We start from the raw sequence: 20,067 nt of genomic DNA on the forward strand, positions 1-20,067 counted from the left end.
ATGGGTATGACCATTACTGAAAAGAATATGGCTCGCCACGCGGGTCTTGATGTTGTAAAACCGGGCCAAATCATCGAATGTCATCTGGACGCTGTTTTGATGAACGACATCACATTCCCACCAGCGCGTAAAGAGTTCTTGAAAATCGGCAAACCTGTATTTGACCGTCATAAAATCTACTTGGTGCCTGATCATTTCACACCTAATAAAGATATTCAATCTGCTACACAAGCGAAAGTCATGCGCGACTTCGTACGCGAACATGGCATTACAAACTACTTTGAAGTCGGTAGAATGGGTATTGAGCATGTTATTTTGCCAGAAAAAGGCCTTATCGGTCCTGGGGAAATGATGATTGGTGCTGACTCCCACACTTGTACATATGGTGCGGTAAATGCATTCTCCACAGGCGTAGGCTCCACTGATGCGGGCGTAGCTATGGCAGAAGGTAAAACTTGGTTCAAAGTGCCTGAAACAATCAAGGTTGAACTTATCGGCAAACCTAACAAATGGGTAACTGGTAAAGACGTAATTCTTGATTTAATCGGTAAAATCGGCGTAGACGGTGCTCGTTACATGGCCCTTGAATTCTCTGGTGAAGGCGTACAACACATGACTATGGCTGACCGCCTTACAATCTGTAACATGGCTATCGAAGCTGGTGGTAAATGTGGCGTATTCCCATATGATGAAATTACTGAAGAATACATTAAAGGTCGCGTAAATCGTCCTGTAGAACCAATTAATCCAGACCCTGATGCTGTATATGCTCAAACTGTGACTATCGATTTGTCTAAATTGCAACCAGTGGTAGCATTCCCTCATTTGCCATCCAACACACATTACATCAACGAGATCGACAAAGATATTAAAATCGATCAAGTTATCATTGGTTCCTGTACAAATGGCCGTTACGAAGACTTGGTGGCAGCTGCAGAAATCTTCAAAGGTCGCAAAGTAGCTCCATTCGTTCGTTGTATCGTAATTCCTGGTTCCCAAGATGTATACGATCAAGCTATGAAAGATGGTTTATTGGACATCTTCATTCAAGCTGACTGCGCCGTGTCCACGCCAACATGTGGTCCTTGCCTAGGTGGTTACATGGGTATCATGGCTGAAGGGGAACGCACAGTTTCCACAACAAACCGTAACTTCCGTGGTCGTATGGGTCACGTTGATTCTGAAGTATATTTGGCAAGCCCTTACGTGGCGGCAGCAAGTGCTGTATTAGGCCGTATTGCAGGCCCTGAGGAGGTTTAATATGGATTTTGAAAGTAAAAAAATCTGGCGCTACGGCGACGATGTAGATACAGACGTAATCATTCCGGCTCGTTACTTGGCGATTGCTGATTGGAACGAATTAGCTGAACATGCGATGGAGGACATTGATACTACATTCGCGCCAAATGTGAAAGCTGGCGAAATCATGGTAGCTGGTAAAAACTTTGGCTGTGGTTCCTCTCGTGAACACGCACCAGGCGTTATCAAAGCAAAAGGCGTGCCTGTTATCATTGCACACTCCTTTGCCCGTATCTTCTTCCGTAATGCTATCAATATCGGGTTACCAGTAATTGAAATCGGCGAACAAGTCGATCGTATCGATGCTGGCGATGCAATCGGCGTAGATTTATCTAAAGGCATCGTGTACAACTTGACTAAAAACGAACAATACCAAGGCACTGAATTGCCACAATTCATTCAAGACATTGCGGCAGCAGGAGGTCTTGTGAACTTTGCGAAACATCGCAAATAAGTACGTAGCCGAGCCTCGGTGATGCTCTGACGCTCCAGCTAGCTTAACGGTCTTCGGAGGCGAGCCAAACACCCGTCTCAACCTCCACCGGCCGGGTCTGACTCCGGCCTGCGGCCTTCGCAGGGCCAAAGTCGGTTTCAACGGGCATTCGGCTCTTAGCAATTTGTCGGTGAGGTTTGAGCCAAATTGTAATCTTCTGTTCTGAGGGTGGATGTGTTTTTCGGTCTTGCGGAGTTCCGCAATGTATTGATGATGTAGAGGCAAGGTGAAGTCCTCAAGCGACTTTAGTAGGCCGAGCCCCTTGGGCGAAGGCCGTTAAGCTAGCTGGAGCTTTAGGACTTCACCTTGCCTCGGATGAATGTAGTATATGAGGAAATAAGAATGAGCGAAAAAAATATCGTATTGATCCCTGGTGATGGTATCGGTACTGAGATTATTGCTGCAGCGAAGGCTGTGTGTGATGTGGCTTTTGAGAAAGCCGGTGTAAAGGTTAATTGGATTGATAAAAAAGCGGGCGGTGCGTCTATTGATGCATACGGCGTGCCTTTGACTGAGGATACGATTGAGGCTTGTAAAGCTGCTGATGCTGTATTACTTGGTGCTGTAGGCGGTCCTAAATGGGATAATGTAGATCCTTCTATCCGCCCTGAGAAAGCAATCCTTGGTCTTCGCAAGGAGCTTGGTTTGTTCTGTAACTTGCGTCCTGTAAAAATCTATCCATCTTTGCAAGAGTATTCTCCTCTTAAAAAGGAACTTGTGCAAGATGTAGATTTCGTTATCGTTCGTGAATTGACTGGCGGTATTTATTTCGGTGAACGCGAAGAGGCACAAGGCGAAGGCGCTAACGAGTTTGCTTGGGATAAAGAAACTTACAGCCGTTACGAAGTAGAGCGCATCATGGACATTGCTATGGAAACAGCTCGCAAACGTAATAAAAAGGTTGTATCCGTAGATAAAGCAAATGTATTGGCTTCTTCTCGTTTGTGGCGTAAAATCGCTCAAGAGAAAGCGGCAGCAAATCCAGATATCGCAACAGATTACTTTTACGTAGATAATACAGCGATGCAACTCGTTGTAAATCCTGCACAATTCGACGTTATCGTTACAACAAACTTGTTCGGCGATATCTTGTCTGACGAAGGCGCTGTTATTTCTGGTTCTATCGGGCTTTTACCATCTGCATCCATGGGTACTGGCACAGCATTGTACGAACCAATCCACGGTTCTGCACCAGACATTATGGGTCAAAACTTGGCGAACCCATTGGGTACAATCTTGTCTGCAGCTATGATGTGCCGTCACTCTCTTGATTTGCCTCAAGTGGCTGATGCTATTGAAAAAGCTGTTGAACAAGTGCTCGTTGATGGTTACCGCACAGGCGATATCTACCGCGAAGGCTTGAAACGCGTAGGTACCACAGAAATGGCGCAAGCTGTTATTGAACGTCTATAATCGTAGGGAACAAGGTTTTGAAAGCGCATAAAGTGAGCGAAATTATTTCAAAATCTTATCATATGCTTTATAATATAGAAATATTATATATGCTATTATATAAGAGAGGGCTAGTCCCTCTCTTTTTTGCGGGAGGAGTTATGTTATCTTATTTTTTACTTGCCTTGTCTATAGGGCTTGAGCTGTTTGCTACGACCATGTTGAAAGCCTCTGATGGCTTTACGCGACCGTTACAGACCGTTGCTTGTGTGCTTGGCTATGTAGGATCTTTCTATACATTGACGCATGTACTGAAATATATTCCACTCAGTGTTACCTATGCTACCTGGTCTGGCGTAGGCCTCGTGGTGACAGCACTCATTTCTGTCTTTATCTTTAGTGAGGGCTATAATATGTACACTATTTTGGGGATAGGTCTTATTGTGGTTGGTGTTGTCATCCTTAACTTGTGGGGGAACGTAGGTCACTAATCTATAAGACTGTTAACTTAGCCATTAATTAGATTGGTCTTATATCATAATTACTATAATCATATTGTTAGATGAGAGAAGAGCTAATAAGGAGGGCTTTATGAATTCTTCCATGTATCGAAACTTAACCATTACTGCGTTATTGATGGCATTAGCCATTATGATTCCTATTATGATGCCGTTGAAAGTCGTCATACCGCCGGCATCGTATACACTGGCCAGTCACGTGCCTATATTCCTGGCGATGTTCTTGTCTCGTAAGATGGCGGCTTGTGTTGTAATAGGTTCTACACTAGGTTTCTTTGTGGCAGGGTTCCCTCTTGTTATCGTTATGCGCGCTGCCTCTCATATCATCTTTGCTTTGATGGGGGCATACTACATTAAACACCATCCAACTGTGTTAACGGGGGCTTTATCCTTCGCTGCTTTCAACCTTGTCTGTGCTATCGTTCACGCCATTGGCGAAGTACTAGCATGCCTCTTGTTCTACACTACAACTACGATGCCTAATATTGATCTCATCTACGTTGTATTCGTTCTTGTTGGTGGCGGTACTATAATCCATAGCATTGTTGATGGTTATATTTCTTTATATATCTATAAAGCGATTCCTGGCTTGAAACCGAATACACATGTAGAATGATGCAGAATGTAAGGACGCAATACTTGAATAATACTAAAGTTGCATAATGCTAAATCCGTATCTGCAGATACAGACGGTTTCTTGTGATTTCGATATAATGAAAGTATAGTTAATGACCGATTGGTGTTACCTCATTTGATGTAACATTTGGGCCATAGATTTGGTTGTAATGGTGAAAGTTACTTATATTCTTTGTTTTATATAAAACGATATAGGAATGAGGTAAGTTCCTCAACTTTCACAGAATTGGAGGTTATTATGAGAAAACACATTAAGAATAACGTATCTTGGGTTGGTAAAATCGACTGGGAATTACAAGAGTTCCACGGTTCTGATTACAGTATTAACAATGGTTCAAGCCAAAATGCGTACTTGATTGAAGAGGAGAAGACTGTCCTCATCGATACTGTGTGGAAGCCTCATTCCTCCGAGTTTATCGATAATTTGGAGTCTGAAATTGATTTGAAAAAGATTGATTTCATCGTATGTAACCACGGCGAAGTAGATCACAGCGGTTCCTTGCCGGCGTTAATGGAAAAAATCCCTAATACGCCGATTTACTGTACAGAAAATGCCGTTAAATCCTTGGTTGGTCAGTATCATCATCCAGAATGGAATTTTAAAACAGTTAAAACAGGTGATTCCGTAGATATTGGTAATGGTAAATCTTTAGTATTCGTAGAAATGCGTATGCTGCACTGGCCTGATTCTATGGCGACTTATATGACTGGTGACAATATTTTGTTCTCCAACGACGCCTTTGGTCAACATTTTGCAGTAGAAGAGCTATGGGCAGATAAGGCAGATCAATGCTGCCTATGGGAAGAGGCGATGAAATATTACGCTAATATTTTGAACCCATTCTCTCCATTGGTAAAAGCTAAAGTTGAAGAGATTCAAAAGCTCAACTTGCCAATTGATATCATCGCTACTAGCCATGGTGCTATTTGGCGTGAAAATCCAATGCAAATCGTAGAAAAATACTACGAATGGTCTCAAGCCTATCAAGAAGATCAAATCACAGTTGTATACGATACAATGTGGGATGGTACAAAGAAATTGGCTCATAAGATTGCTGAAGAGATTGCAAAACAATCTCCAGATACACGGGTTAAAATCTTTAATATCAGCAAAACTAATAAAAATGACATCATGACAGAGGTCTTCAAATCTAAAGCTATCGCTGTAGGCTCTCCAACCGTAGGCAATAGCGTGTTATCTGCTGTAGCTGGGTGGCTCGACTTCTTACGTGAGTTGAAGTTTAAAAATAAAAAAGCTGCTGTATTTGGAACCTATGGCTGGTCTGGTGAATCCACGAAAGTACTACGCGAAGACTTAACTAAATATGGTTTTGCTGTAGTAGAACCAGAAATTAAATGTAACTGGAATCCAGAAGCCTCTGATTTAGATAAAGCTGAAGAACTTGTAAAAGCTTTATTAGCATAATAATTGCTTATATGGCAAGACATTAAAACAGGTGTACCAACACAAATGAACGTGTTGGTACACCTGTTTTTATTTAGTTGTTGTTAAAGCACTATCGTCAAAAGTAATTTTACCTAAGGTAACATGGTCTGTTGATTTACTGAGACCACGTTTTCCGTATTGGTGGTATTCTATTTTTAACTCTTGATTCATTGCAAATTGTAGTTGTTTTAAAATAGTATCAGTAACGTCTTGAGAGGTTTCCTTTTTAAAGCGGATACCGTTGAATAACAAAGAATTATCTTTTTCAATGAAATAAATGTTACCAAGACCTTTACCTACAATCAATTGATCTTTATCCTTGTTGAGTTGAGCTGTAGCACTAGATAAGTCTGACTTTTGTTTAGTAAGTACAAAATTTATATCAAATGTAACATCTTTAGGTTTTGCTTCATTAAGGATAATGGATAGGAAATAACTAGTTGGCATAGGGTAGCCTTTCTCTGGTTCATAGGTGTAAGCATCTTCCGTGACGAGATAAGAGTCACCATTTTCTTGGACGGTTAATCGGTACATGGTCTTATCACCATCGTAACCAATCCAAGTGCCTTCAAAGTTATTTTTACTACAGCCGGATGTAATTACTAACGCGACAAGTGCAATCATAAGTAGGCTGAGTTTTAATATATTTTTCATCGTAAACCTCCTTAGTGTGCACCATCTAAAATAGAATCATCATAAGTGAAATCAAATTGAATTGTTGGTTTTTGAAATGAATCTTTCATATATTCTTTGTTTTTTTCGATGTTACTATTTTTTATAGCATCCTGCATTTTTGGTAAATATGTTTTTACCGAATTATCGTCAGATTGCTTATGGAATACAATATCTTCGATAATTAATGTATCATCTTTTTCATTGTATAAAATAGACATATTTATATTGTCTGTATTTAGCATTATACGATTATTGGACACATTGCCAACTACATTGTATATAGCTCCATTCTTTCTCTGTAAAAGATAGTCAGCGTGAACAGTTGCTGTTTCTCCAGTTTTTCGAAGCATTTGTGCATCGAAAATTCCGCTTGAGGAGGAATCCATCAAAGCTTTATAGTTATAGTTGGTTAAAGAAACAATAGCTTGTTTATTTAAGCTTTCAACTTTTAACTCAGAGACACCTTTATTTTTATCATAAGCAATCCAAGTACCTTCAAACTTGCTAGCATTATTACCAGTACTACCACATGCTGTGATGAGCATCATCGTGAAAGCCAGCAGTAACCCAATCAGAATGTTTTGTTTCATACTAGACTCCTTATGCTGCGTCGCCATAATATTTACGACGTAAGTAGAACATGTAACCAACACCGCCTACAATAGCAATACCGATGACGATTGCACCGTAGAACAACCAGCTGTGACCTGGTTTGAACGTAAAGTGAATATTGCTATCCTCTGGGAATGTTACTGTATTATCTTTGATAGAACCATTTTGTACGCTTTCAGGTACAATTGTACCTTCTACAGTAATCTTAGTTTGACCTGCAGAGCGACCTAGATCGACGATATAGGAGCCATCATCTGTTTTTTGTAATGCCGGTTCTTTAGATTTGCCTTTCAATTGTGTTGTAACGGCATCACGCATTTGTTCGAGCTCAGTAGCGTTATCAAATTTTGTTTCAATTTTCCATACTGGCTTAGATCCAACATCTGCATCTGCAACAGTTTCCATTTTTCCCTCGGCATTAGGTGCTTTTAATGTATATTTTTGTACATTGTTTTTAGTTAATGCATCGGTAATAACTTTCTTCTCTAATGGACCTGATTGGGAGTTAACAGTTGCATCCCAAGTGCCGCTACCATCACTGTTAATCATGATGTCTGAATTGATAGTGGCACAACCAGATAACACTAACATACATAAACTAAGAATCATAAGTCCTAATCGTCTCATAATACTCCTCACTTTCAAACTACAAAATTTAAACTATCTATAAAATGCTAGTTGTGATATATTGTACATTAATTAGATAAACGTAGGCAATACATGTAGTTGAAAGGAATGATGAAATGTTAATGAAGTTTAAACACTTTGGTGTTGTAAAATGTACACTGAGTATTGTAATAGTGATTGGAATACTTGTGTGCGCTGGATATGGACTCTATCATAAGATGACTTATAAATCTACGCCAGAATATTCATTGAAATTGATATACGATGCTATCCAAAATGGTGATGAAGAAACTTTTAAAAAGATGGTTGATATTGAGGCTATAGGTCATAGACGTTATGATAAGACAATCGCCTTTTATGAGAAACTGGTCGCTGAAGAAAAAGAAAAAAAGATACTATTTCCCTATGACGGTAAAATGCTTAATCTGGGAGAACATAGATTTGCTATGGCGAAACGAATTTTTTCTAATGATATACATACAATTTTTACTAGTGGGGATACGGAGAGTATAAAACATGGTTCTGCTTCTAATACTAGATTTATAGATCATATTGTCATGTTACGTGAGACTAATCGTTTTAAACTCGTTTCTGTAGAATCTCATATGATGAGCCCAGAACAAGTTAGTATGGTAGTAATTGGACAAGATATGACTGATAATAATCTGAAAAGTCTATCTCTGGAAATGAAAAGAATATCAGATGATGAATGGAAGATAGTCTGGTACGACTTTGACTCTTTTGGATTCCCTGATATGGAACGTGATCATAATTAGTATTTAACTTTGAAATAAAACACCCCGTATGCCGTGATAAATGGTATACGGGGTGTTTTGTTATGTAGTAGCTTCTAGTTAGTATATGTATCAAACACAAAATCTATAATTGTTCGAATGGTTTCATTAGCCCCTATAATCTTGATTTGTTTATATGATTTGAGACCTAGAATTTTAATTGGATCTGCCAATAAAGCGGTTAAGAAGCTGTGTGTAGCTGTTATAGCTTGAGAGAAATCGAGGATTACGGTTTCTCCTTTTTTTATGGCTGGAATGATTTTTCGTTTTCTAAGATTAATAGCTTCTAATTTGACTTCACACCGTTCTCCGCAATAGTTATACATATCAATGTACAATTCTGGAGCACGGACGATGTTATTTCGTTTAGCTACAGTTTCCGTAGCGTGTTTTCTGAAATCCTCTAGGTGTTTATGAAGATCATATGTTTTTAATCTATCAAAACCAATGGTCATGTATATAAATGTGCCAGGCCAAGCGTTTTCTAGTGTTGTGTAGGTTACATCTAGTGGAGAAATATGTGCGACACCATCGCCTGATACGATGTACATATCTGCTTCTAATGTTTTGCCAAGATTACTAGATAAGTAAAGGCCCATGCCTGCATTGTTTTGCTGTTTATAAGGTCCTACGTTGACGCCAAATGTACCAGAAATTTCAGGCTCTAGTGCCATAGCGATGGCATCTGTATTGTTTGTGAAAGGTGCATAGGTTTGCTCTAAATGTGTTTTAATACCTACACCAAGATCAGCAAGAATAAATGATAATTGGTTTTTATCTCGATACCAGTTAAATTGTAATAATGATGGAATCTGAGGATTAAAACCGTGTTCTAATGTATTATATGTTAGTTCGGATATGATATAACGAACTGCATCCTCATATCCTCTAATTAAATCTGTAGGTAAATCTAAGGCGTAATCACGAATCGTATTTAGCATTTTCGTAATATTATGATCTTTGTATTTGATGGCGAATATGGGCTTGTTGTAGACGTAATGAAAATTGTCTTGTGTGTTGTCTAGAACGTTAAAACAACCCTTGCCATCAATATTTTTCCACATATTATAAAATTGAGTATTTTTTGTATATCTCAAATTTACATATACATGGTTTCTTTTTAGATACCATATATATTGAATTAGTAGAATTAAAGACTGATAATCCGCCATTTTACATTGTCTTGCATCAATTGTTACTGAGTTACCTTCGTAATCCCACCTAAATAATTTAAGAATATAATCAAAGTCGATAATCCCCTTGTGTTTAAATGTTAATGTATTTGGTATTGTTACGATTAGAAGTTTTTCTTTTGTTATACCTGTTGTGTTCATACTCTCTCTCCTTTACGTTGACATAGGTACATGTTGTTGATATACTTTGTTTAAAGATAACGTCCTAGAGACATTAAAGAGCGGAATGTTCGTCTCTCGGTTGTCTCAGTTGACCCCATACTGTGTATGGGGTTTTCTTATATTTATATTATAGAACTAATGTTTGTGAAAACAAGAGAAATATCACTGTTATGATTAATTGATACACCAATGCGATTATTCGAAGTTTTTTGCGTATTTATCATACTGTTCCGAAGTAGTTTCATTCTTCTGTATGTCTAGCTATTTCCTCAACTTGAATTGGATGTATTAATTTTATACAATATCTGTAATATTAATTTATGGGAATGTAGAGCATTTAGGAGAGATAGATGATAGGTCAGAACTGGTGGAGTCGCATAGGTTTAGTTATGTGCATCATGGCGAGTGTAGGCAGTGTAAGTGGCTGTGAATTCAATATGGATAATTTAAAGAATAATAGTCAGGTGAAAGCCACTCAAAACGATAGTGAGAAGGAAATCTGGCGTGTTTTTAGATTTTATTTGGCTGCTACGAATGAGTTTAATTTTGATAGTGTGAAATATAGTCATCAACATGTAGAAACGGTGCAGCAAGCACGGCAAAATGTACCGTTAGCTGAGTTTAAGGTGCGAGATTACGAACGCCTTGAGCAAGAACTCATTGCTGCACGGGAAGCAGGGCATTCACATAGTGACTTGGAAGCGGCTACAGATGCTTTATTACCGGTGTTGCACGAAGTTGTGGTGGCTGTAAAAGAGCTAGACACTTATTATAAAGAAAAGCGCTATGAATCAGATAATTATGCATTTGCCCAGACGCAATTGGAGAAACTTTCAACATTAATAGATGCATTTAGGCCGAAATATGATGCGGTAGACACAATTGTTAATACCTATCATAAGCAGGAGGGTAAACGTCTTGTTAAGGTGATGCGCAACAATGGACAAATTAATGGTGCCGATATGGTGGAAATGATGCTTATTTATAGTGATATAGTAGATCATATTGTGGAGCGTAAATCGGATAGTGATTTCCAGTGGTTGAAGGAACAGAAAGAAGCAGCCAGTGAAATTGGGGCCAAGATTACTGCTGCCGAGGCGCAGAATCGTCTAGATCAACAGAAAAATCTAGATAAAGCTATTGCGGATTTTATTGCCGACCCTCGTATTGCAACAGAGGATGCCGTTGTTGAGCAATATAATGAACTGGTAAGTAGACCGATGAATTTTAAATTATTAGACTCTGTGCAGAATCCATATGTGCCTGAAAAATTATAATGTGAAATGGTATATGTTAAAAATGATATAAATTTTACGTAGAATATATTTGACAATATGCCCTCATGAGCCCTATAATTATCTATTATATGAATATTGCGTTGAAAAAGACGGTACGTCTCAGACGGATTTAGTAGAGATCAAACTCATGGGCTGAAAGGTTTGGAAATCTAGAGAGGTGCGGATCACTTTGGAGCAAGCAGGAACCCTGCCGGTGAACACCGTTATATGTTTAAGTGGCTTTCATAGTTATGTGATGAGTTGCGTCCTATAAGTTACCATCATGCAGGTGCATGGTGTGACGATTGCAGAATATGTGGTGGCGCTAGCTTTCACAGAAGGTCAGTAGGGTGGTACCACGGATATTACGTCCGTCCCTTCGGGGACGGGCGATTTTTTTATGTAAAAGGAGCATATCATGGATTACGGTAAGACGTTACATTTGCCTGAAACAGAATTCCCAATGCGCGGCAATTTGCCTAAGCGCGAACCAGAAATCTTAAAATTCTGGGAAGATAACAAAATTTACGAAAAACGTTTGGAATTGCGAAAAGACGCAAAACCTTTCATCTTGCATGATGGCCCTCCATACGCAAATGGTAAATTGCACATCGGTCATGCCCTCAACAAAACGTTGAAGGACATCATCATGAAATACAAAACAATGACTGGTCATTATACTCGCTATATCCCTGGTTGGGATACGCACGGTTTGCCAATCGAGCATGCGGTTATTAAAAATACTGGTCTTAACCGTCATGAAATGGCGCCTCTTGATTTGCGCAATAAATGTAAGGAATATGCATTAGAATGCGTAGAAAACCAAAAACAAGATTTCATTCGCTTTGGTGTATTAGGTGAGTGGGAGCGTCCTTATTTGACATTGCGCCCTGAGTTCGAAGTAAAACAACTTGGTATCTTCGGCGAAATGGCAAAACGCGGTCATATCTATAAAGGCCTTAAAACTGTATACTGGTGTACTCACTGCGAAACTGCATTGGCAGAGGCAGAAATCGAATACGCTGAGAAAAAATCTTTCTCCATCTACGTAAAATTCCCTTACGTATCTGAGAAAAAGGTAACATTGCCAGCTGGCGTAGATCCAAAACAAGCATTTGCTGTTATCTGGACAACTACTCCTTGGACAATGCCTGCCAACGTAGCAATCTCCGTTAACCCTGAGCTTGAATATGGCTGGGTAAAAGTAGGCGAAGAATACTACTTGATGGCGACTGAACTTGTTGAAGCAGCTATGAAAGATATCGGCATTGAAGAATACGAAATCGTAAATCGTTTCTCCGGTGCAGACTTAGAATTGGCTGATTTCAAACATCCATTTGTAGAACGTAATTCCACAGTATTGCTTGGCGATCACGTAACACTTGATGCTGGTACTGGTTGTGTACATACAGCGCCTGCACACGGTGAAGACGACTTTAACATCGTTCAACGTTACAATAAAGAAGGCAAAGCTGAGCTTCCTATCGTATCCCTTGTTAACGAAACTGGTAACTACACTAAACAAGTAGACGACAATCGTTATGGCGATACTGAGTTCCCATTGGCTGGCGTAGAAATTCACGATGCAGAGGTGCCTGTAATTAAAATTTTGGCGCACAATAATGCATTGCTTAGCAAATCTAGCTTGCGCCACCAATACGCGCACTGCTGGCGTTGTAAAAACCCTGTTATCTACCGCGCTACAGAACAATGGTTCTCCTCTGTAGATGGGTACCGTCAACAAGCGCTTGATGCTATCGATAACCAAGTACAATGGATTCCTAAATGGGGCCATGACCGCATCTTTAACATGGTTCGTGACCGCGGTGACTGGGTAATTTCTCGTCAACGTATTTGGGGCGTGCCAATTCCTATTTACTATTGTGAAAGCTGTGGCGAGCACATCATCAATGACGACACTATGTCTGCATTGCTTGAAAAAGTAGCTGCAGAAGGTTCCGACGCATGGTGGGCTCACAGTGCTAAAGAATTGTTACCAGAAGGCTTCAAATGTCCTCATTGCGGTCATGATGAGTTCAAAAAAGAAACAGATATCATGGACGTATGGTTTGACTCTGGTTCCTCTTGGGCTGGTGTACTTGAAGTTAACGATCTTGAAGTACCATGTGCTATGTACCTTGAAGGTTCTGACCAACATCGTGGCTGGTTCAACTCTTCCTTGTTAACTGCAGTAGCAACAACAGGTAAGGCACCTTACAACTCCGTATTGACTCACGGCTTCGTTGTGGACGGTGAAGGTCGCAAAATGTCTAAATCTGTCGGTAATACAGTAGCACCTAGCGACATTATCGACGTATACGGCGCTGACGTTATGCGTTTGTGGGTATCCTCTGCGGATTACCAAGCAGACGTACGTTTGTCCAAAGACATCGTAAAACAATTGTCCGAAGTATATCGTAAGATCCGTAATACATTCCGCTTCTTGCTTGGTAACTTGGATGACTTCAATCCAAATACTGATAAAGTGGCTTACGCAGATATGTCCGAATTCGATAAATGGGCTTTGTTGCGCTTAGAAGAAGTACGTCAAAAGGTTACTGATGCGTACGAAAACTATGAATTCCACATGTTATACCATGCAATTCATAACTTCTGCACAGTAGACTTAAGTTCTATCTATCTTGATGTAATGAAAGTTACTATGTATGCTGAAACCCAAAATAACGTAGCTCGTCGTTCTGCTCAAACAGTAATGTATGAAATCTTGAAAACATTGGTAGCTATGGTATCTCCTGTACTTTCTTTCACAGCAGAAGAAGTTTGGAAATACATGCCTAAAGAAGACGGCATGCCTGAGTCTGTTATGCTTCAAGATTGGCCACAAGGTCATCCTGAACACTTCAACCAAGAATTGGCTGATAAATGGAATCAATTGTTAGACTTGCGTACATCCGTACAAAAAGCATTGGAACTTGCTCGTCAAAACAAAACAATCGGACACCCACTAGATGCATCCGTTACAGTGTATGCTGAAGGAGCTGCATTCGACGCATTAAATGCACTTGGTGAAGAAGACTTAGCTGCATTCGTTATTGTATCTGAAGCTCACATTGTAAACGGTGCTGCACCAGCAGAGGCTGTAAAAGACGAAGAAACAGGCGTAGCGACAGTAGTTGCTCCATCTGAACTTGAAAAATGTGAACGCTGCTGGATCCACCGCGGTACAGTAGGTCAAGATAGCGAACATCCTACACTTTGCCAACGTTGCGCAGAGATTGTTGAATCTCTATAATAGCAACTTATTTTAACACAATATAAAAAATATCCCCTCCGATAAGCTCCACCGGCTTTAACGACCTAGCGGTCTAGCCAAAGTCGCTTCTCGAAGGGGATATTTTTATTAGTCCCAAAACTACGCTCTCTATTATAGAACCTTTCGTGGGGAAGGCCAAAAGTCGCCTTCTAAAGGGGATATTTTTCTGTATTTCAGTCAATCTGTGGGATTATAGCACTAGGGGAGGAGAGTAGTCGCTTCTCGAAGGATATATTTTTATTGGCGTTTAAACTACATTCGTTATCAGAGTGCTTTTCTGGTGTTTTTGTTATGTGATACAATGATGGAAATATTGGCTGCTAGTAAAGGGAGGGAATATCATGCAATTTCTGTTAATGCATAGGGATGTACCTGTCTTACAGTTTGCTATTTTCGATGATAGAAATTGGGCTCGTATTATTGATGTATTGAATGCGGCTCATGTACCTGTTAATATGCTTGTGCAACCTCATAACAGGGAGCATGCTTTAAATGAATTTATTGACCATCGATTTATTCCGCAAAGTCGTTCTAATTATGATGTTATTAAGGCCTTGTATAAGGCAAAAGATGCGTTTGAATTGTCCATGTGATCATATATGGTGAGTATTTCTGACCATTATTGGGTTAAACCTTGCGATAGTTCTGCGACTTGGTCTGATGTGAATTTTTATGATAATCCAATTCCCGATGATCAAGTGTTAATAGGCGCTATTGATACATTACATCAATATGATCCGTGGCGTCGGACGCCGAATACATCGAATAATGGGACATTACGTCAGATTTGGTTGCACCGTGGGGATGAGATTTTACTTTCAAAAGCGGGAGAATTGACCTTTAAACAGGAACCATTTAATGAGGCCGTTGTTAGCGATATATTAGCATATTTTGATGTGCCTTATATAACGTATTATTTGGATTATATGTCGGATGAAGCTGAGAATGTATCGGTCTGCAACTGTTTTACGAATCGTAATGTAGAATACATTCCTGCATGGCAATTGACGACTAACACAAAACCAAATGATGTGAGTGAGTACGAGCATTACGTGAATCAGTTGCATTCATTTGGTCTTACTGATGTGACGAGTCAGTTAGAGCAAATGATTGTGCTTGATGCGCTCATTGCTAATGAAGATCGTCATTGGGGCAATTTTGGGGCTCTTCGTAATAGTGAAAGCCTAGAATTCATCGGGCTTGCTCCTGTTTTTGATAACGGAAACTCCTTGGGGTATAAAGCGGCATCTGTTATGCGAAACCGTAATACTGATGTGTCCGTAGCCTTCAACAAGACTCATACGCTGGAATTGCAACATGTGTCCTCTGCTGTGAAAGTAGATTGGGATGGCATTATGAATCACTGTATGGAGATTGTAGAACATAGATACAATCAACTGGTAGAACCGGAGTTCGGTATGGATCGTGCACATATGATTGGTCAATTCATACAAGAACGAGCAAAAAAATTAATAACTTTTTAGATTTATGAATTCATTGTATACTACCATTCTCCTCGAATATATGATGATAATTATTATCGTCCTGTTTTCCTCATGAAACCTTTATGTGTAAAAATCTACTCGTTTCATATTAGAGTTAAAATAATCATTTATGATATTTATAGTTAGTTTAGTAAATGAGTATATGAGAAGGAGGAATATACCATGGTAGCAGCAATTATAAAAGCCATTTTGGCAGCTCTTACTGGTTTAGCAAATGCACTTTTGCCTTTATTCAAATAAGATAAAGTCCCTAAAACCCTCATAAAACCTCAAAGCTTGAGTATGTATGCTTAGCTTTGAGGTTTTTTCTTTATATACTGCGCTCCTCATAATTATGTTAAATGATATGTACCATTAAGATTTAAACGATGTTAATTGTTGATTTAAATGTGGTTGCCTTCATTGACTACATCTAAAAATATTCATATAATGAAATGTGAATTAAAAATGAATCGTGTATTCACGATTAATACCGAGGGAGAAGATACAATGAAAGATTATTTTGCATTGAAAGCTATAGTCTTTGGTACCATAGCCTGTGCTATTAGTGCTACTGGTATTGCGGCTGATGTGGAGGGGCATAATGTACTCCCTCCAACTAATAAACAACAACTAGATATCCGTGATATCGCCAGACATGAAGCGGTACTTTCAGATTGGATGGACCACACAGATATTAAGGTTGGCACACAGTCTAAAGTGGGTACACAAGTGTCTATAGAAACATTGCAACCCTTAACTCATTATGATGAAAACTCTAAGTCCGTACTTTTTGTACAAGGTGGTATTGATAAAGGTGGTCAAGAGCATAAGGTTAATTATTTTGATGGAAGTGGTGGAGTTTGGTATCCATACGACCCAGTTACAAATACTGTGGAAACAAAAAGTAAACCAGAACGACATGATGAGACAAAATCTTTAGGTACTGTGGGGAATATTGGTTTAGGGTATCGTCAGCTCAGTAAACATGAACATGCTTATGTAGGTATTAATGTATTTGCAGATCGCGCTTTTTCCGAGAATGCTAATCGAGTTAGTGGAGGCTTAGAATATGTGGCCGGATTTAACGAAGTTCGTGCCAATGTATATAGAGGTTTAGGAAATATAAAATCTCAATCTTATATTGTGGGCGTACCTGAATCGCATCTACCATTTCCATTGAATGGTGGGACTGCTAATTACACGGTATATAAGTCTCAAAAAGTATTATCTGGTTATGATATAAGTTATGCTCGTACCTTTAAGAATGCTCGCTGGGCTCGTGTGCACATTGGGGCTTATCACTGGAATGGTCTCGGCATTTCTTCCTATAGTGGAGGGACCTCTCCGATTTCTGATCTTGGGAATAGTTCTGGTTGGCAAGTGGGCACTACATTACAAGTGACCCCGCATGTATCCTTAGATTTAGGCTATACATCGGATAATAAGTATGCTAGTGGTGCTTATGGATTTATTAAGTATACATTGGGGACATCTAAATTTGCTTGGCATGGTGGTAAACATAGTGATGATACTATTACGAATGCTCGCGCTAGAATGTTAGACAAGGTAAAACGCAGCCCTATGATGATTGGCCGTGGTTATGAAGAGTATTGGGTGGTAGTGCCTTGGGATAATTTATAAAATTGATGATAATTTATAAAACTAAAAGGAGAGAAGTTTCGTAATGAAATATAAGTTAGTATTAACATCTATGGTTATGGGGGCCATAGTGTGTAGCACAAGTGCTGTAGTGGGAGCGGCCAATGTGGCGCCACAAGTGAGCGATACAGCAAAGCATGAGGCAGTACAATCTACATGGAAAGATCGTACTGATATAAAATTAGGAATCCAGTTTAGTCGTTCTTCTTCCTTCCACGAAGGACTTTTTCCTGATGGAGTTAATAATAACTTTGTTCGCACAAAATCTGATTATAAAAACCTAACTAAGGTATATGTTGAAACATTACAACCAGTTACTCATTACAATGAACATAGTAAGAGTGTTGTATTTGTACAAGGTCAAATCGGTCATGGTGGAGAGAAAATCACAACTGAAGGAGTACGAGGCTACATAATTCCAGAGTTTGTTACAACTTCGTATGGTATACGCTCTATGAAGCTCATAAATAGTGATACTGTTGGTTCCGAAACACTTGGTACTACCGGAAGCCTCGGTGTAGGCTATCGTCGCCTTAGTGAGAGTGAAAATGCTTTTGTTGGGGTAAATGCATTTGTAGATCGTGCATTTACCACAGATCGTACTCGTTTAAGTATTGGTCTTGAATATGTTGCTGGATATAATACTTTCTATGCCAATGCATATAAAGGTATAGGTGGCGACCAAAATATTACTTTTAGTGCCATCCCTTTTCCAAAACGATTATATCCAAATGGATATCCCTCCACATATCCAGATGATACTATCCGGGAAGAAACCGCTTATAACTATACTCAGGACAAGGCTCTAAGCGGTTACGATATTGGCTATGTAAGAACCTTTAAGAATGCTCGTTGGGTGAATGCATATATTAATGTTTTCGACTGGAGAAGTGGTGTTTCGGATCATAGACAAGCATACTACACCGGTGGACAGACTGTACCGAAGTTTGGAACCTCAGGGCATACACATTATAGGGGTGTTAAGGTTGGTACAGAGTTACAATTGACACCGCATATTAATGTCGATGCAGGGTATAACATGGGTAGTCATACGGCTAAGGGGGCTTATATTACGGTGAAATATACTTTGGGCAAATCTAAATATGCTTACTTTGGTGGAAATCATAGTCAAGATATGGTAATAACTCCAGCAAGAGCTCAAATGTTAGATAAGGTTCGTCGTAATGATATTGTTGTTGAACATCTAGATGATACAGAATATGACTACATGGCACCTTCACAACATCTATAATATGGTTAAAACAAGAAGAACCCCTGCTTTAATTATGTAATAGAATTAGGGGTTCTTTATTAATTAATATAGTCAGAGCGATTAGAATTATTAAAATAATACTATAAGAGGGAGACGATACAATGAAAGATTATTTTGTATTGAAAGCTATGGTCTTGGCGACCATAGCCTGTGCTATTAGTGCTACTGGTATTGCGGCTGATGTGGAGGGGCATAATGTACTCCCTCCAACTAATAAACAACAACTAGATATCCGTGATATCGCCAGACATGAAGCGGTACTTTCAGATTGGATGGACCGTACAGATATTAAGGTAGGTACACAATCTAAAGTTGGTAATCAAGTGGCTGTAGAAACATTACAACCCTTAACCCATTATGATGAGAACTCCAAGTCCGTATTGTTTGTACAAGGCGGTATTGGCAGAGGTGGTCAAGAACATTCTGCTAGTTACTATCACGGATATAATGAGATTTGGTATCCTTATAATCCTGCAACGGGTAAAGGTGATCAACGGTATAGAGCAGAGAAGTATGAAAATACGAAATCATTAGGTACTGTAGCGAATGTGGGCTTAGGGTATCGCCATCTTAGTAAGAATGAGCATGCCTATGTTGGTGTTAATGCTTTTGTTGATCGCGCCTTTTCCGAAAATGCGAATCGTGTGAGCGGAGGCCTAGAATATGTATCAGGTCTTAACGAAGTCCGTGCTAATGTATATAGAGGTTTAGGGAGTGTAAAATCGCAATCTGATATGATACATTTACCGCCATCGTACTTTACATTTGATTTGGATGGGGGGCCTGCTTACTATATGCCACATGAGTCTCAAAAGGTATTATCTGGATATGATGTAAGTTATGCTCGTACATTTAAAAATGCTCGTTGGGCCCGTGTACATGCGACGGTATATCATTGGAATGGTCTTAGTGTGCCTAATCATAGCAATGCATTATTGAAAACGCTTGAAATTGGCAACAGTCATGGATGGAAAGTAGGAACTACATTACAAGTAACGCCTCATGTATCGCTAGATGTAGGCTATACATCGGATAGCAAAGATACTAGTGGTGCCTATGGATTTGTTAAATATACATTGGGTACCTCTAAGTTTGCTTGGCATGGTGGTAAACATAGTGATGATGCTATTACAAATGCTCGCGCTAGAATGTTAGATAAGGTAGATCGTAGTCCGTTAATAATAGGCCATACATATGAAGAAGATTGGTATGTAAGACCTAATGATCACTTATAAAATTGATGATAATT

General features: G+C 39.3%; 18 protein-coding genes. 14 read left to right on the forward strand and 4 right to left on the reverse strand.

Going from position 1 to position 20,067, the window contains the following annotated elements:
• From leuC to VTHSUH11_RS02045, 6 genes are all read left to right on the forward strand, one after another.
• Positions 1-1,260: a 3-isopropylmalate dehydratase large subunit gene (leuC, locus tag VTHSUH11_RS02020; protein ID WP_105092463.1), complete on the forward strand. Its 1,260-nt coding sequence runs from the start codon at positions 1-3 to the stop codon at positions 1,258-1,260.
• 1 nt (position 1,261) lies between these two features.
• Positions 1,262-1,753 carry a 3-isopropylmalate dehydratase small subunit gene (locus VTHSUH11_RS02025; RefSeq protein ID WP_016476163.1) on the forward strand — a complete coding sequence of 164 codons (492 nt, stop codon included), beginning with the start codon at positions 1,262-1,264 and terminating at the stop codon, positions 1,751-1,753.
• A gap of 381 nt (positions 1,754-2,134) precedes the next feature.
• Positions 2,135-3,205, forward strand: a complete 1,071-nt coding sequence (gene leuB / locus VTHSUH11_RS02030) for a 3-isopropylmalate dehydrogenase (RefSeq protein ID WP_105092464.1) — start codon at positions 2,135-2,137, stop codon at positions 3,203-3,205.
• Positions 3,206-3,345: 140 nt separating this feature from the next.
• Entirely contained in the window at positions 3,346-3,675 is a 330-nt protein-coding gene (locus VTHSUH11_RS02035; RefSeq protein ID WP_105092465.1) for a DMT family transporter, read from the forward strand.
• A 100-nt stretch (positions 3,676-3,775) separates the two neighbouring features.
• Complete coding sequence (locus VTHSUH11_RS02040) at positions 3,776-4,318, forward strand: hypothetical protein (RefSeq protein WP_059361103.1); 543 nt, start codon at positions 3,776-3,778, stop codon at positions 4,316-4,318.
• A gap of 258 nt (positions 4,319-4,576) precedes the next feature.
• Positions 4,577-5,764, forward strand: coding sequence for an oxygen-binding di-iron domain-containing protein (locus tag VTHSUH11_RS02045; RefSeq protein WP_105092466.1), 1,188 nt, complete (start codon positions 4,577-4,579; stop codon positions 5,762-5,764).
• A 69-nt stretch (positions 5,765-5,833) separates the two neighbouring features.
• Here VTHSUH11_RS02045 and VTHSUH11_RS02050 read toward each other — a convergent pair whose 3' ends face one another.
• From VTHSUH11_RS02050 to VTHSUH11_RS02060, 3 genes are read right to left on the reverse strand one after another with little or no spacing between them, the layout of a single operon-like run.
• Positions 5,834-6,409 carry a hypothetical protein gene (locus VTHSUH11_RS02050; protein ID WP_146104607.1) on the reverse strand — a complete coding sequence of 192 codons (576 nt, stop codon included), beginning with the start codon at positions 6,407-6,409 and terminating at the stop codon, positions 5,834-5,836.
• Positions 6,410-6,450: 41 nt separating this feature from the next.
• Positions 6,451-7,050, reverse strand: a complete 600-nt coding sequence (locus VTHSUH11_RS02055) for a hypothetical protein (protein ID WP_105092468.1) — start codon at positions 7,048-7,050, stop codon at positions 6,451-6,453.
• 10 nt (positions 7,051-7,060) lie between these two features.
• Entirely contained in the window at positions 7,061-7,699 is a 639-nt protein-coding gene (locus VTHSUH11_RS02060) for a hypothetical protein (RefSeq protein WP_059361112.1), read from the reverse strand.
• A 122-nt stretch (positions 7,700-7,821) separates the two neighbouring features.
• Here VTHSUH11_RS02060 and VTHSUH11_RS02065 point away from each other — a divergent pair, with 122 nt between their 5' ends.
• Positions 7,822-8,475, forward strand: a complete 654-nt coding sequence (locus VTHSUH11_RS02065) for a hypothetical protein (protein ID WP_244899963.1) — start codon at positions 7,822-7,824, stop codon at positions 8,473-8,475.
• Between the two features lie 74 nt (positions 8,476-8,549).
• On the opposite strand, the gene VTHSUH11_RS02070 is transcribed toward VTHSUH11_RS02065, so the two are convergent.
• Positions 8,550-9,827, reverse strand: a complete 1,278-nt coding sequence (locus VTHSUH11_RS02070; protein ID WP_105092470.1) for an STAS-like domain-containing protein — start codon at positions 9,825-9,827, stop codon at positions 8,550-8,552.
• A gap of 371 nt (positions 9,828-10,198) precedes the next feature.
• On the opposite strand from VTHSUH11_RS02070, the gene VTHSUH11_RS02075 reads away from it, so the two are divergent.
• From VTHSUH11_RS02075 to VTHSUH11_RS02100, 7 genes are all read left to right on the forward strand, one after another.
• The gene (locus tag VTHSUH11_RS02075; RefSeq protein WP_105092471.1) at positions 10,199-11,125 is read left to right on the forward strand and encodes a YiiG family protein; all 927 of its coding nucleotides are present in this window, start codon (positions 10,199-10,201) and stop codon (positions 11,123-11,125) included.
• 418 nt (positions 11,126-11,543) lie between these two features.
• A complete protein-coding gene (gene ileS, locus VTHSUH11_RS02080; protein WP_105092472.1) occupies positions 11,544-14,378 on the forward strand; it encodes an isoleucine--tRNA ligase in 2,835 nt (944 codons plus the stop codon).
• Positions 14,379-14,740: 362 nt separating this feature from the next.
• Positions 14,741-14,992 carry a hypothetical protein gene (locus VTHSUH11_RS09620; RefSeq protein WP_244899964.1) on the forward strand — a complete coding sequence of 84 codons (252 nt, stop codon included), beginning with the start codon at positions 14,741-14,743 and terminating at the stop codon, positions 14,990-14,992.
• A 6-nt stretch (positions 14,993-14,998) separates the two neighbouring features.
• Positions 14,999-15,883 carry a HipA domain-containing protein gene (locus tag VTHSUH11_RS02085; RefSeq protein ID WP_244899965.1) on the forward strand — a complete coding sequence of 295 codons (885 nt, stop codon included), beginning with the start codon at positions 14,999-15,001 and terminating at the stop codon, positions 15,881-15,883.
• A gap of 510 nt (positions 15,884-16,393) precedes the next feature.
• On the forward strand, positions 16,394-17,527 hold the full coding sequence (locus VTHSUH11_RS02090) for an inverse autotransporter beta domain-containing protein (RefSeq protein ID WP_105092473.1): 1,134 nt from the start codon (positions 16,394-16,396) through the stop codon (positions 17,525-17,527).
• 43 nt (positions 17,528-17,570) lie between these two features.
• Positions 17,571-18,797, forward strand: coding sequence for an inverse autotransporter beta domain-containing protein (locus VTHSUH11_RS02095; RefSeq protein WP_105092474.1), 1,227 nt, complete (start codon positions 17,571-17,573; stop codon positions 18,795-18,797).
• A gap of 122 nt (positions 18,798-18,919) precedes the next feature.
• Positions 18,920-20,053 carry an inverse autotransporter beta domain-containing protein gene (locus tag VTHSUH11_RS02100; protein WP_105092475.1) on the forward strand — a complete coding sequence of 378 codons (1,134 nt, stop codon included), beginning with the start codon at positions 18,920-18,922 and terminating at the stop codon, positions 20,051-20,053.
• The last annotated feature ends 14 nt before the right edge of the window (positions 20,054-20,067 follow it).

Origin of the sequence: Veillonella tobetsuensis, from assembly GCF_002959935.1 — a bacterium.
Taxonomy (GTDB): domain Bacteria; phylum Bacillota; class Negativicutes; order Veillonellales; family Veillonellaceae; genus Veillonella; species Veillonella tobetsuensis.

Coding starts and splice junctions, on each gene's coding strand:
- leuC (WP_105092463.1), top strand. CDS start 1: ATGGGTATGACCATTACTGAAAAGAATATGGCTCGCCACGCGGGTCTT.
- VTHSUH11_RS02025 (WP_016476163.1), top strand. CDS start 1,262: ATGGATTTTGAAAGTAAAAAAATCTGGCGCTACGGCGACGATGTAGAT.
- leuB (WP_105092464.1), top strand. CDS start 2,135: ATGAGCGAAAAAAATATCGTATTGATCCCTGGTGATGGTATCGGTACT.
- VTHSUH11_RS02035 (WP_105092465.1), top strand. CDS start 3,346: ATGTTATCTTATTTTTTACTTGCCTTGTCTATAGGGCTTGAGCTGTTT.
- VTHSUH11_RS02040 (WP_059361103.1), top strand. CDS start 3,776: ATGAATTCTTCCATGTATCGAAACTTAACCATTACTGCGTTATTGATG.
- VTHSUH11_RS02045 (WP_105092466.1), top strand. CDS start 4,577: ATGAGAAAACACATTAAGAATAACGTATCTTGGGTTGGTAAAATCGAC.
- VTHSUH11_RS02050 (WP_146104607.1), bottom strand. CDS start 6,409: ATGATTGCACTTGTCGCGTTAGTAATTACATCCGGCTGTAGTAAAAAT.
- VTHSUH11_RS02055 (WP_105092468.1), bottom strand. CDS start 7,050: ATGAAACAAAACATTCTGATTGGGTTACTGCTGGCTTTCACGATGATG.
- VTHSUH11_RS02060 (WP_059361112.1), bottom strand. CDS start 7,699: ATGAGACGATTAGGACTTATGATTCTTAGTTTATGTATGTTAGTGTTA.
- VTHSUH11_RS02065 (WP_244899963.1), top strand. CDS start 7,822: ATGAAGTTTAAACACTTTGGTGTTGTAAAATGTACACTGAGTATTGTA.
- VTHSUH11_RS02070 (WP_105092470.1), bottom strand. CDS start 9,827: ATGAACACAACAGGTATAACAAAAGAAAAACTTCTAATCGTAACAATA.
- VTHSUH11_RS02075 (WP_105092471.1), top strand. CDS start 10,199: ATGATAGGTCAGAACTGGTGGAGTCGCATAGGTTTAGTTATGTGCATC.
- ileS (WP_105092472.1), top strand. CDS start 11,544: ATGGATTACGGTAAGACGTTACATTTGCCTGAAACAGAATTCCCAATG.
- VTHSUH11_RS09620 (WP_244899964.1), top strand. CDS start 14,741: ATGCAATTTCTGTTAATGCATAGGGATGTACCTGTCTTACAGTTTGCT.
- VTHSUH11_RS02085 (WP_244899965.1), top strand. CDS start 14,999: ATGGTGAGTATTTCTGACCATTATTGGGTTAAACCTTGCGATAGTTCT.
- VTHSUH11_RS02090 (WP_105092473.1), top strand. CDS start 16,394: ATGAAAGATTATTTTGCATTGAAAGCTATAGTCTTTGGTACCATAGCC.
- VTHSUH11_RS02095 (WP_105092474.1), top strand. CDS start 17,571: ATGAAATATAAGTTAGTATTAACATCTATGGTTATGGGGGCCATAGTG.
- VTHSUH11_RS02100 (WP_105092475.1), top strand. CDS start 18,920: ATGAAAGATTATTTTGTATTGAAAGCTATGGTCTTGGCGACCATAGCC.